Origin of the sequence: Spirulina sp. CCNP1310, from assembly GCF_034932185.1 — a bacterium.
GTDB lineage: Bacteria > Cyanobacteriota > Cyanobacteriia > Cyanobacteriales > Spirulinaceae > Spirulina.
In genome coordinates this window covers 1-13,043 of the sequence record NZ_JAYGHW010000103.1, presented here as the reverse complement: position 1 = coordinate 13,043, position 13,043 = coordinate 1, and the positions used below count along the sequence as shown (strand labels likewise).

The window sequence follows — 13,043 nt, the reverse complement described above, 5'->3', positions numbered from 1 at the left end:
TAATGCTCAAACGTCTTGCTGCTTAATCTTTTCTTTACAGACACATTCTAAAACCTTGAAACTTTTCAACAGCAAAATTTCTGCTGTTTTCACCTCTATGAAATTTGCTATTTGTCTGAAAAATAGAAACCATGAACTATGTCATAAGCCACTGCAAATTGATCAAATTTTGATATTGCAGTTGAACACGGCACAAACGGATCATTGACACATTGTTGAGCCCAGATATATGCTTGTCGAAACCAACCAGGAGATTGTGGATCAACCAAAAGGACTCTCTTGCGCATAGAAAATGGAAGATCATCAACCCAGGGTGATGACACTGTTGCTACGGGAACGCCGCAAAAAATAGCTTCGTATACAGAGCGAGGGGAAGAGTCACTTCGAGGAATGGAGATCACCAAAATAGACTCCGCATACAGTTGATAACATTTGATTTTTTCAATCCTTCCTAAATCTTGATCATTTGGTCTAAGTTTTTCTTGAAAAGCAGAACGATATAGACTGTCCCAGAGCGGGTAAAAGAAAGTCAGAGAAACATCATCACATTCGCGGTCTCTAGCTGTTTGAATTAGGTCAATTTGGTAGTTCTTTTCAATACCTCTATTTGAAATAACTCGCCAACGCTTAAGTCCTATATCGGCAGCCAAACAAGAGGCAGTGTCAATGCCATACTGATGTATTGAAACATTTTTACAGCCTAATTCTTGAGCCATGTTCAGCATGCGACGTGAGTCAACAAATGTATATTTTGCTCCAGATAAAGTCCATTGCATTAGAAACCTATAAAAATCAGATTCTTTAGGTCTCTCTGTTAACTCACCACCCTGTGGTGTAAAGAAAAAAGGTAGTTTTGCCATACGACATAGCATTCCATAATAAAAAGTATGAGCATGAATAACCTTTTCTTTTGGATTCCCTACTCGAATTTTAAGTAACACGGCTTGTAAAGGAGCAAGAAGTAGTTTAAGCAAATTGCGCCATAAATTTGCTTTAGTTGACTGATCTCTAAAGAGTAAAGGATCAATCAAAAGAAGCTTTTGTACTGCATCTTGATCATCAATTATTCGGATATGTCCTTCACTTTCTATACAGTCAGTAAAAAAAACCCAGGATTTTTTGGGTAAATGCTTATGCAAAGACCTGCACAGGTCTAGTGTATGATAGCTACGTGCATTTCCAACGAAAATTATTTTTGATTGAGAAGTCATAAAGCTAATAAATAGTTTACTGCTGTTGTTTAAACTTTCATGCCGTTGGATTTTAGAGTTTTTTTGATTCCTTCAGCCAAGCTTATTGAAGGGGAAAAATCTAAATCACGACCGGCTAAACTAATATCCAGAATGCTGATTGGTATATCTACCTTACGAGACTCAGCAAAGTCAACTACTATTTTTTTACCAGCAATGGCTTCAATATAATTCAAAACTTCTGCTAAAGAATAGCCTTTTCCATATCCGATGTTGTAAATACTAGTTTTGCCACTGGTAGCACCAGCTTTTGCGATAGCCAAAACAGCGTCTTCTACAAAAATAAAATCACGAATCATTTCACCCTGCCCCCGTAGCGTCAGTGTTTCATCTCGCAATAAACAACCAATTGCAATAGCAATGAAGCCTTGACGTCCTGTTAAACTTTGACCCGGACCATAAGGATTTGAAAGTCTAACAATTTGTATATCGATTGAATTTTTCCAATTCGCCAACAACAAAAATTTCTCTACCATGAGTTTGTGAATGCCATGAACACTAATTGGATTAGTGTGCGCTGATTCATTAATTGGAAATTTTTCCTGAACACCGTAAACGGAAGCAGATGAGGTAAATACAACACGACGAACACCACATTTAATAGATAAATCTATCAGTGCCAATGTACTAAGTACATTGTCTCTAATCTCATCAGCTACGTTAATATGTAAATCGCCTGGAACGGTACTTGATATGAGATGATAAACTGTGTCGATTCCACTTATAACACGCTCAAGGGTAACTCGGTTATGAAAATCACCTTTGATCCATTCGACAATTCCTTGAAATTCCGTAGGACATTCATTATGATCGAGTACTCGTAGAGATACTCCTTCAGCAATCAATCTGCGAATTAGATTTTTTCCGATAAATCCGGCTCCCATTACTATTGCTGGGCTGCCCAAGTTGCTTCTCATAGGGAAATTATATTTTCAGTTATGAAGAATTTTATCTGAAAGCTGAAGTTATCCTATTTTGTAAGAATATAGTTCACTCGACCCACAAAATACTCATTGAAATACGGAATATAAGCTAACGGAGTAAGTAAGCTACTTAGTAACTTGAACGCAAGTTTTCTAGATCTCCGTCCATCTGTTAGGATAGGTTTAATCTTGCTATCAACGACTGACCGCTTTTGTTGAGATAGGATTTTTTTGAATTTGTGGATTGTTATCCCGTTGAGTGCAAATAACCTCTCCCAATCATGTAAAGGGAAGTTTTCTGGTGCATACCAATGTGAGCCTTCTCTCTCGTTAATAATATTAATGTATGCTTCACTAATTGTTTTGCCACTGAAGAACCAATGTAGTGCCGGGGTGTTAGTTGCCATACCTAAGTGTGCTTCAAATGGTTGCAAATATTGTGGAAAAACGACACATAATTTTCCACCTTTCTTTAAAACTCTATAACATTCATTCATGACCATTTCAACATTTCTGACATGCTCGAACACATCGGTTGAAATAATATAATCAACAGAGTTGTCAGCATACGGTAAGTTTTCTCCAAAAGCAGTTGTGAATTGTATATTTGAAATCCCGTGAGATGTAGCAAACTCTTCAGAAGCAATTTTAAAAACAGGATTAATATCTAAACCCAGACCAAGTTTTAGTTTATAGCGTTTTGTCCAGGCTGTGATACGTCCTCCTGTAAAGCATCCCAAATCAAGAAGAACTTTTCCATTCAGTTCGGTTTCAGTGATTCGAAAAAAAAAATTTTTCCAGCCAACTATCTTTTTTATTCTGTTCGTATTCATATGAGGCAAACGAGGATGAATATCTTACTTTTTTTGCCAACAATCTGAACCATTTAGGTAATGATTTGTCTTAAACACTTCCCACAAATGAGGATCGTTTGAATCGGGATAGGTGGGAAACAGTTTCATTAGAAATTTACATATAGCTTTAGTTATTTTCATTTTCTTTGACCTGCATACATTTTTTAATTTGGGTTTGGGAGGAAAATACGCTTTGTTGTTGAATTATGAGGTTGGATTTCAATAGATTGATAATGAATCGCAACAACTCGATGGAATACCACAAACATAACGAGACCCGCTGGTCTTTCCCAACCGTAGCCAGAGATAAAAAGTGTGACGAATATAACTGAAACCATCAGGGCGAGACCATATTTTTGGCTTAGGGATGTGCGACCTTTCCTTAACCACAAGAAGACTAATTTTAAAATATAAGCAATGTACAGCACAAAAATAGCTACTCCAATCCACCCAGAGAACGCGCTAACGGTATACAACAATCCTGAACCTGCACCCAATAAATTAGTTGAGTATCCAAGAGGCGATGTGATTAATAGTTTTATTCCGGTGATCATGCCTTGTTGACGGATCTCTAAGTTGGATGATCCTGAAACACCTACTAACAGTTTACGGTGAATTAAATCAAAGTCTGAACCAAACTGACCGGAAACAATATTAAATAAGTCTGTCATCATCGACGGCGATAGTATTAGAAAAATAAGCAATGCTCCACAAATACAAACAAAAAATTTAGCTTGCTTGCGAGTCACAAGAAAAATAAAAAGTAATGCCAATGATAAAATTACAATGATGTGTCCTACGAACGACGCAATAGCAATGATATTAACCATTAAAATAAAGATTCCTAAATAAAAATATCTACCACCAAGCAAAAAAGCAAGAACTGCTGGGGCAAGATAATGGACTATGGTTGAGGATGGCTCATTGGAGTAGCCTTTCATTCGTGAACTCACCTCACCAAATACCATGAAACCATCTCCACTAGTAAAGGAGATCCAATCCATGAAATGCGTTGGGATTATTCTAGCTGAACCAACAGTTGAATCATAGATATGAAAATTTGCACTTAAAAATTCACTTGGATTACTTTGGTAATAGATATAGGCAACTAAGACCAAAGAACACAGTACAAACGTAGCTTTAACCAGGATGCGGGCTAGTTGGAGTATCTCTCGCTTTGGTAATAAAGTAATAGTTAATAAAACGGCTAACATGACTACAGATTCAACGGGTGATGTCAAGAGTCCAGCATTGGCGAGTCCTCCTAAACCCATCAAACTAAAAAAGAGCAATGCCTTAAAAGCCTTTTTTCGAGAAAAATGCTGGTTTAATAGAAAAAGCGTGATGCCAAAAATGCTTCCAAGATAAATAAGCTGAAATGCAGTTCTTGCTCCAAAGAGGTTCAAAAAACCAAAAGTTCCAAAGGCGTAGATCGCACCCAAAATTATAAATAACGAAATACTAAAACTGGGTTTCAATGTTTTGGACTGCTGCGTGAAATTCATTAGTGAATAAAAATACTCCTTAATGATATTAACACTGTAATAAATACAGATCTTACTTTCAAGTCGATACATGAGTATTCTTTTATAGTATATAGTGCATATATTTGTGATTTATCAAACACCTTTTTTTTGTAGTAACTGGAAGCCAAGGTATAACTCATCCACCCAGGAATTTTTCCATGTTGTTCTTTGATCTCTTTGCCATGTATCTCTAAAAGTCTATTAATGTTCATAATACTCCGATTTGCACTGGATATATTATCTGCACCGACTGTGTAATAGCCAAGGCAATCAGGCAGTCTGACAAAAGCATCAGTCAACTTTGATACGCGCAGCCAAGCATCGTAGTCTTCTGCTGCAATAAGTTTAGTATCCTCGGAAAAGCCTTGGATATTTTCCATAATCTCACGCCGTACTACGACGCTAGAATTACAAATCGCTGAACCATTAAGGAGAAGATCTTCGAAAACAGGAGCTACAAGCTGTCTCACTCTAGTTCTGTTCCAAATTCGTGATTGTGTCCATGAGGATGGCATAATATACAAGTCGTGATACACAAAATTTGCCCCGGCCTCCAATGCATGAACTGATTTCTCTAGTTTTTGAGATTTCCACCAATCGTCGGAGTCTAAAAAAGCAAGGTACTTTCCACATGCTTGCGCGATTCCTATATTTCTCGGTTTAGCTGGACCTCCAGAGTTTTCACTCCAATAATACTTTATGGTTAATCTGCTCAGGAAACTATTAACTACTTCTTCCGTATCATCTGTTGAGCCATCATCACACACAAGAACCTCAAAATCCTGAAAAGTTTGAAAAGTGAGCGAATTCAAACACCGCTTTAGAGCTGAAGCTCGATTATAAGTAGGGATAATTATTGAAACTTTAGGCATCATAAATCAATGACATATTTGTTTGATAATGGTTTTCCACCTTGGTATATTTTGATCTAAGCGGAAATAGGTTTGAGGGTAATTTTTAGTTTCGTTATTTATGTGGAAGAGTAACGCTGTAGTCAGTTCACTTGGGCTAGAGACATAAGTAGTATTTTTCAAACCTTTTAGAGGACTAATATTAAAGCTATTACCATCTAATAAGGATATAACAGGAACTCCAGTGCAATAAGCATCTACTGCTGCGGAAGTCCCATTACTGGTAAACACAACATCATGGTCAGGTAATAACTCTACAAGAGGCAAATTACTTATTTGGAATTTTAATGTAGGATAATCACTACTGTTAATAGTTAAAATGGGATGAGGTTTAACTGTATAGTAAATCTTGGAATAGTAAATATTGGAAGATAGGGTGAATTCGGATTTCTCTAAAAATAGCATTTGCTGGTGAAAATTGTCGGAAAAATAGTCTCCTAACACTAACAGTTTTAAGGAACTAACTTGACTTTTGTGATGCACTTCGTCAGCTAAAGCCAAATATCGCAGTGCTTCAACTTCAATAATTTGTTCTTTTGGATAGCCCCCTTCTTGATACATTTTCATTGATACAGGACCGTTAACGGCTACAAAGTTAGGCATTGGTAATTTGTTTTTTGTATTGCTATCATAGCTGCGCGGGTCAAAAAAATAACGTAAATCCCAGTACCTTACGGTTGAATGTGGTACGCCAATCAATTGGCCATGTTCTGATGTTCGCCATGCATAAATAAAAGCCATTTCCCAACTCTGATTTTCTTGAAGAAAAATTCCTAACTTTTGGGGAGGTATTTGAGCTAAAAGTCGCTCAAAAAGATTTAAAAACAGACAGTTTGAGATAGAATTTGGCCCAGTTATGGAATTGTACCAGTCTTGTTTTAATAAAGGCCATAGATTAATACTGGACTGGGCTGGAAAAAATTTGTCCCTGAAAGATTTTAGTGTAAAACTTATCGAAGCTAGGCGCATATAATCGCGGATAACCGCTAAGATAATCGAAATTGATAGCACATTATCTAACGATAGATGAAACTGTTGATTAGTACCGTTTTGATTAAACTTGGCAATCAATTCTTCTGCTTTTTGGGTCAAAGGAACATCGGGATGCTTGATATAGTGATGAATCCAGTTACTTTTCAATCCTTCTTCACTCAGAACATTGACTAAACTCGTCCAATAGTGAGATGAAAAGTGACCCGTTGATAGTGCTTTGGGTGTTAAGTTACACAAATAGTTGACAAAGGTTACATCTGCATCTGATGTTGCTGTCCAGTCGATTTTTTGCTGTGTGAGATGCCGACGTTGCCAAATATAGTGAAATAAAGATATAACTGCTTGTAACGAATAAGGTAAGGAAGCATAAATTTTTCTGACCAAAGATAATTGAGTTGTAGTTTTATGAATTCGTTCCCATTTAAACTCTCTCTTGATTTTTTTACACCACAACCTCATTGTTTGAGCCAATAATTTATTGCTACTTACTAGCAATATTTTTTTAGGTGATAGCTGATTATGTATTTCCTCTAGTGCCAGAAGTCGGATGACAGTGTATATAGGACTCTGGGGTTCGTAACTACAAAGCGCAGGAAGTGTCATCCACCAGTAGCTAAAAGTTGGACGTATGGCAAGACGATCTATTAGTCTAACTCCTTGTATTTTGGATTCTCCTAAGTCGTAAAGCCAAGCGAGATAACGAGTTCGCAATTCATCAGCCTGTTCCTCTACCAATTTAGGAATAGAGATGACATTGGTATCGTCATTGCCGGGAAAACTACGCCAGAGCACTGTAGTCCAGTCTCCTGCGGGAGGCTGACCTTCTATGTCCCACACTAGAAGAGTAAAAGAATTAACGGGATCGCGTAGACAGTTGCCTTTCATATTGATTCGATCAACAATTTAACCAAGCTAAGTTCATGATGAGTACGCTCTAGTTTAGAGATTTTATTATTTCTGGAGGAAACTCTAAAGTGACTGAAGGAGATATTTCAGGAAATTCGCCTTTGTAAAGGGCAATTACACAAAAGCAAACTTGCTCGAAAGGAGTTACTGCTGTTTTACTGGGTTTTCCCCAATAACCATATCCGTAAATTTTGTTAGGATTAAAACTGCGGAGTTCACCTAGTAATTCAGAAGCATTACACACAACATAAGGAGCTTTTTCTCCTTCCCGCTGTTCTTCAAAGTTAATAAATTGATAGGAACGATTAATATCTGCTACACCACTTTGATGAGTTAATCGAAAACTTGATACAAAATAACCTCCTGCTTTAACAAGCTTCCAAGCCCGATTGAGCATATTATTGAACTCAATATTCCAATCTATACAGCTAAGAGAAACGACTAGATCGAACGGTTGTGATAGCTCGTCAGGAAGATATGAGTGAAGAATATCAGTACATAGCAAACGAGCATTGGGATTTAAAGATTGTCCAGCCCTAACAGCTTGCTCATTAATTTCAACCCCTGTATAATCAGAAATAGAGAATTTTTCAGCTAAAGCCAGTCCAAGTCCGCCACAACCACAGCCGATGTCTAGCACTCGAACATTAGATTTTGGGTTGAGTTTTTCAAACACGATTCGTTCGGATGGATAAAATTGTTCCCACTTAACTCTATTGCTTTGATAATATTTTGAAATTCTTGCTGTCTTATAGATGATGTTCTTGCTATTTTTATTTTTCATTTCATTCGTGGTTATAGCTTTTTGGTTAGTTCCCTAAAACTGATTGGATTATTTTTGCTGCTGGTTGCATTACCTCTATAGGCCCCGTCGTTAAACGTAGATAATTTTCATACCCTGATATCCCTAGTCCGCCTTTTACCAAAATTCCATTTTGGTTGAAAGCTTGCATGAGTCTTTTATAATTTACTCCACAGTCAAAATGTAGAAAGTTTGTATGGGTATCTAGATAGTTAATCTTGAGTTGATTTAGAACTTCTATTACATAAGACTTTCCTTTTTCTGTTTCTTCTAAGTATTGATTAACTATTTCGGGATTCTCCAAAATTGCTGAAGCAATCATTACAGCAATTGCATTCACTTCATACATTGGACGAAATTTATAGAGACGCTGTGCTAATCTTTCTTGAGCAACTAGATATCCTATACGACAACCAGCTAAACCTGCCGACTTAGAGAAGGTTCTAGCTACTACAAGATTCTCAAAGTGTGAGATTAATGGTAAAACCGTTTGCTTACAAAAGCCATAATACGCTTCATCTATTAAGACAGTTGTGGCAGAACTCTGTGCCTTCTCAAGAATATTATACAAAATTTCTTGAGGAATCAGAGTTCCTGTGGGACTATTCGGATTCGCTAACACAATTAAAGAAATCTCGGAATTCAGTGATTTCAAAAGTTTGGCATAATCTAAAGAAAGCTGTTTATTATATCTAATTTTAATTTGTAAAGCATTAAAAAGCTGGGCATAAATGTCAACCATTGCAAAAGTTGGGCTAATGGTAATTACTTTGCTTCTTGGCTCAACACATAGTTCAAAGCAGTTTTTAATGGCTGCGTCGGATCCTGCCGTTACAACAACTTGTTCGCGCTTGACCCCTAGAGACTCAGCTATTCTAGAATACAATGGCTCGATTTCTGGATAAGCTGTCAAATGCTCTGGTCGAAGTGTTTCTATAACCTTATTGAAAAAATCTTTTTGAAAAGATGTTATTCTTTCGTTTTTATCTAATCTGATTTTATCAAGGCGTGATGTGAAATTTCCTCGAACTCGATGAACTTGATCAACCCAAGATTTGTAGTATGGCATATCTTTAAATAGTAAAATAGTACACGATTAAACGTAAGCATTCAGGTCATGAGAATTTGGCTGTAAGCATTGCTTAGTATGGGTTTCAGCTATTTTGAGCTATTTTGTCATTCTCAATAAATAAGGCTGTAATCCCTAGTCTTGCGTACTTATTGAGAATGAACTGTTAGTTTAGAACTCACCTCGATTTTGAAAGCCTTGCTGTGACTGCGTTTCAGATACCTGAATCCTTACGATCAAACAACTGTACAACGATTACAAGGTGATTTTTGAGAACGCTGTTGATTGAAATGCAATCTTCGCAGTTGATTGTAAATATCAGACTGCCATAATTGAGATGTGTTAGCTGTTTTCAATGTCCCAATTGCCAGTGTCGACTTATAATCCACATCACAAGGATTTACTGTTCCGTCCCACCACACAAACATTCGCCTCCAAAGATCAGAACAAGATTGATTGACTTCTGTCAAGGGGCTATCATAAACATTTTCCCAGGGATTATAGTTAACAAAAGCTACCTGATCGACTAATTCTCCCCAGTATTGTTCCATGTCATCTAGATTTTGACGTTCATCAAACTTAACTCCTGAAACACGAGTAATAATTTTGGAGTTTCTGTATTGGGATTCCTTGATTTTTTGAAATTGCTTAATATTACTTAAAACCCGTTCCAGCTTGCCATTGACTCGTAACTGACTATACAAGGGTTCTTGAGCAGCATCAGCAGAAAACACCAAGGTTTGAATACCACTTTGTAAAATTGCATGAGCTTTGCGCTCATCTAACATAGAAGCATTCGTGTTCATTTTGAGATTAAGAAATTTGCCCCGTGTGTAAGCTAACATTTCTTCAATCTCTGGGCAGAGAAGTGGCTCACCGCGAGAAGCTAAGGAGATAAATTCAATATGTCCCTCAGCTTGATCGATAATCCCACGAAACGTTTCAAAGGTCATGTGCCCCATAAATCCATTCTTGCGTTGTGTGAAAACATCATCTGTTTGATAACAGAACACACAACGATAATTACAGATTGAGGTAGGCTCAATTTGTAAATAAGGGGGATAGCTATCTAAGGTATGATTCTGGGGATAAATCTCGTAACGATAGCGGTGAATCAGGTAACGGGGCAAGTCTGAGTCTTCAATCCGAGCAATTTCTTCCACTACATTAGGACTGAGGGTAAATTGTGGTTCTTCTGGTACACCTCCATCGAGTAAGTCTCGATAAACTCGTTGTAAGATTGACTGTTGGTCGCTACTTAAAAATTGATTTCGTTCAGGGTTAGAAGATCGCAGGGTGGCAATTCTGTTGAGAGTTTTTTCAATTCCCTGATGGTTGTGGTTGCGTAATTCCACAAAGCTATTATGTTTTTGGTAAAGCTGATTTTGGGATGTCATAGTTTTTTGATCACTCCTCACTCGCGTCTTTGATACCGTGCTTTTTTAGCCAAAATTCTACCATTGGAACTTGCCATTCATAGTCAATGTCACATCCTCCCCAAGAACAAATTGGCGCAATCTTTTGTCCCATCCACTTTTGGGGTAATAGCCCATCTTCAAGATGTTCTAAACAATGAGGACGAACGACTGAGACGGACATATCCGCAAAATGAACTTCACCTTGAGAGTCGCGATCGCAATTGAGTGTTTTGGGATCGCCAAAGGTTTCAAAAGGGATAAAAGGATGTAAGCAGCCATCTTCTTTTATTTTCCGCGCCCGCAGTGGACTCCACATATTATAGACAGAGGTTGTAACGGCTGAATCCAAAGAAGAATCCTGACGTAACATTTCAATCCCTTGATCAATGAGTTCTGCTGTAATGGTTGCTGCATTTGCAAAAAGTAACACCATCAACTCAATGCTCTCGCCATCAGCAGCTAATCGACGTTTAATTTCTTGATGGCCGTGAGCAAAGACATCTTCCCCCAAAGCTTCTTTCGTGGCTAGTTCTGACGGTCTCTGTATAAATTCAGCCCCAAACTCCTGAGCAACAGCAGTAATTTTTAGACAATCTGTAGAAACAAAAACATGAGAAATATAACGGGAATTGCGGGCTGCCATCAGGGGATAGGCACAAAGAGGGCGACCCAAAATCGGATAAGTATTCTTACCGGGAAAACCTGTGCTACCTGCACGACCAATCATTAAGGCACAAATCATTGAATTAAATTAAATATGAAGTATTGATGTTTTAGTACAAAACTGGGTTTAGACAAAGAAGTTAATGATGAAGTTTTCCTGAATTTCTCAGAGATTGTTGACAAGATGCGTAAAATCGGTTATCGATTCTCCTCTATAATCTTCCATTCCTCGTTCTTTTGCACCACAACAACGGAAAAGAAAAGGAACGTTGTTTGCCAGCGCTGCTTGCCAATCTGTTTTGGTATCTCCAATCATCACACAATTTTGTGACTCAAGTTGGTAAGTTTCTAAAGCAGTTTGAATTGCTTGTTTTTTACTTACAGGAGATCCATAAATTGCGGTAAAACATTCGCGCAAATGCAAGGCTGATAAAATGGTTTCAATTTCTGCCTGTGGCGTAGCTGTGACTAAGATAAAGATTTGATTATGGGGATTCTTCCGTAAATAATTTTCTACCCCTGGCACCCAAGGAGAATCAATGACCGCTTGCTGAACCATTTGCGAAAATTGCTTGCAGAATTTTTCTACGGTGAAATTATCTGTAGGCTCACCCGCCCAAGCTAAATAAATGGGAATTTTATCATATCGGGAAATTCCGCCATGATTCTCATGGTGAACGCGAACTTGTTTGGCAATATCTGAACCGTAGGTTAAAAATAGCTGTTCAAAGGCTATAGATTTAACAGTAACAGAATCTTTAATGACTCCATCAAAGTCCCACAATATTAGTCTTGCTGCTTGAAGTAAATTAATAGCATTGCTCACATTATTTACTCTAAATGCTGTTTGGACGATACCAAATTTGATTGTAGGTGTTGCCAAAACGAGGGTTACTATCAAACATTTCTGAATGACGTTTTTCTTGAAAAACTAGACCAGCTTTTTGCAAATAACCTTGTGATTCAATTGCTTGCTTTTCAAAGTCTTCATTGATTTCTATCAATACACTCTGGACATTTTCCAGAACTTTTATGCTACCCTTCAAAATTAAATGTTCAATACCATCTACATCCATTTTTATGAAATCTGGCATTTGCATTTCAAACATTTGAATAGCGTCGTCTATTGAAATCCCAATTGTTTGAAATTGAAACACTCTTTTCAAAATTCTACCATCATCTCCATAGTTTTGACCAAAGGTAGATAACGCCCCTCCCCAATCGGTACTGGTCATATTGAGAGTGCTTTGACTCAGTTGATCGGTAAGGGGTAAAGAAATAATAGTTATTTGATGAGTTAAATCATTGAGGAAAATATTTCGTGCCAGCAATTCAAGATTAAATACTGATGGTTCAAAAGCAAACACTTGGCAGTTTCTAGCTTTGGCAGCATAGCAACTGTAAAGTCCAACATTAGCACCAATATCCCAAAGTATGGAATTATGAGGAATTTTATCAATCCATTCTAATGTCTCAGGTTCTTTTGTGGAAAAAGTATTTACTCGAAAATAGTTTAAACTGTTAGGTACGGTAAAATACAACTCGGTTTCTTGATGATGGATGCTTTGAACTTGATTCATCGAGTTATTAATGATTTGCTGATGGGCACATCGAAAAAAAGAAAAAACTGAGCCCCCAGGGAAAAATGTGAGAGGCTAGAGGAGGAAGACTCAGGGAGAAAAGCTCATGGCAAAAGGATTTGGTCGAATCAAGCGCCGCCGAAAAAAC

12 protein-coding genes are annotated in these 13,043 nt (G+C 37.5%); all 12 read right to left on the bottom strand.

The genetic code is table 11. The annotated features are described in order from the left end of the window. Positions 1–107 precede the first annotated feature (107 nt). The 12 genes from VB712_RS19660 to VB712_RS19605 all read right to left on the bottom strand — a co-directional run bounded on the left by VB712_RS19660 (position 108) and on the right by VB712_RS19605 (position 12,895). Entirely contained in the window at positions 108–1,211 is a 1,104-nt protein-coding gene (locus VB712_RS19660) for a glycosyltransferase (protein WP_323257907.1), read from the bottom strand. 29 nt (positions 1,212–1,240) lie between these two features. Then, positions 1,241–2,167: an NAD-dependent epimerase/dehydratase family protein gene (locus VB712_RS19655; protein ID WP_323257905.1), complete on the bottom strand. Its 927-nt coding sequence runs from the start codon at positions 2,165–2,167 to the stop codon at positions 1,241–1,243. Positions 2,168–2,220: 53 nt separating this feature from the next. Beyond that, on the bottom strand, positions 2,221–3,006 hold the full coding sequence (locus tag VB712_RS19650) for a class I SAM-dependent methyltransferase (RefSeq protein ID WP_323257903.1): 786 nt from the start codon (positions 3,004–3,006) through the stop codon (positions 2,221–2,223). A 185-nt stretch (positions 3,007–3,191) separates the two neighbouring features. Next, complete coding sequence (locus VB712_RS19645) at positions 3,192–4,532, bottom strand: hypothetical protein (RefSeq protein ID WP_323257901.1); 1,341 nt, start codon at positions 4,530–4,532, stop codon at positions 3,192–3,194. Further along, positions 4,532–5,425, bottom strand: coding sequence for a glycosyltransferase family A protein (locus VB712_RS19640; RefSeq protein ID WP_323257898.1), 894 nt, complete (start codon positions 5,423–5,425; stop codon positions 4,532–4,534). Before VB712_RS19640 ends, VB712_RS19645 begins: the two co-directional genes overlap by 1 nt. 6 nt (positions 5,426–5,431) lie before the next feature. Further along, positions 5,432–7,342 carry a TIGR04326 family surface carbohydrate biosynthesis protein gene (locus tag VB712_RS19635; protein ID WP_323257896.1) on the bottom strand — a complete coding sequence of 637 codons (1,911 nt, stop codon included), beginning with the start codon at positions 7,340–7,342 and terminating at the stop codon, positions 5,432–5,434. Positions 7,343–7,391: 49 nt separating this feature from the next. Then, positions 7,392–8,162 (bottom strand): class I SAM-dependent methyltransferase, encoded by a 771-nt coding sequence (locus VB712_RS19630; protein WP_323257929.1) that lies wholly within the window; start codon positions 8,160–8,162, stop codon positions 7,392–7,394. Positions 8,163–8,172: 10 nt separating this feature from the next. Next, positions 8,173–9,234, bottom strand: coding sequence for a histidinol-phosphate transaminase (locus tag VB712_RS19625; RefSeq protein ID WP_323257894.1), 1,062 nt, complete (start codon positions 9,232–9,234; stop codon positions 8,173–8,175). Between the two features lie 236 nt (positions 9,235–9,470). Further along, complete coding sequence (locus VB712_RS19620; RefSeq protein WP_323257892.1) at positions 9,471–10,631, bottom strand: radical SAM/SPASM domain-containing protein; 1,161 nt, start codon at positions 10,629–10,631, stop codon at positions 9,471–9,473. A 10-nt stretch (positions 10,632–10,641) separates the two neighbouring features. Next, positions 10,642–11,394, bottom strand: a complete 753-nt coding sequence (locus VB712_RS19615; protein ID WP_323257890.1) for a cytidylyltransferase domain-containing protein — start codon at positions 11,392–11,394, stop codon at positions 10,642–10,644. An 87-nt stretch (positions 11,395–11,481) separates the two neighbouring features. Next, entirely contained in the window at positions 11,482–12,141 is a 660-nt protein-coding gene (locus tag VB712_RS19610) for an HAD family hydrolase (protein WP_323257887.1), read from the bottom strand. Positions 12,142–12,151: 10 nt separating this feature from the next. Beyond that, a complete protein-coding gene (locus VB712_RS19605) occupies positions 12,152–12,895 on the bottom strand; it encodes an FkbM family methyltransferase (protein WP_416236409.1) in 744 nt (247 codons plus the stop codon). Positions 12,896–13,043 lie beyond the last annotated feature (148 nt).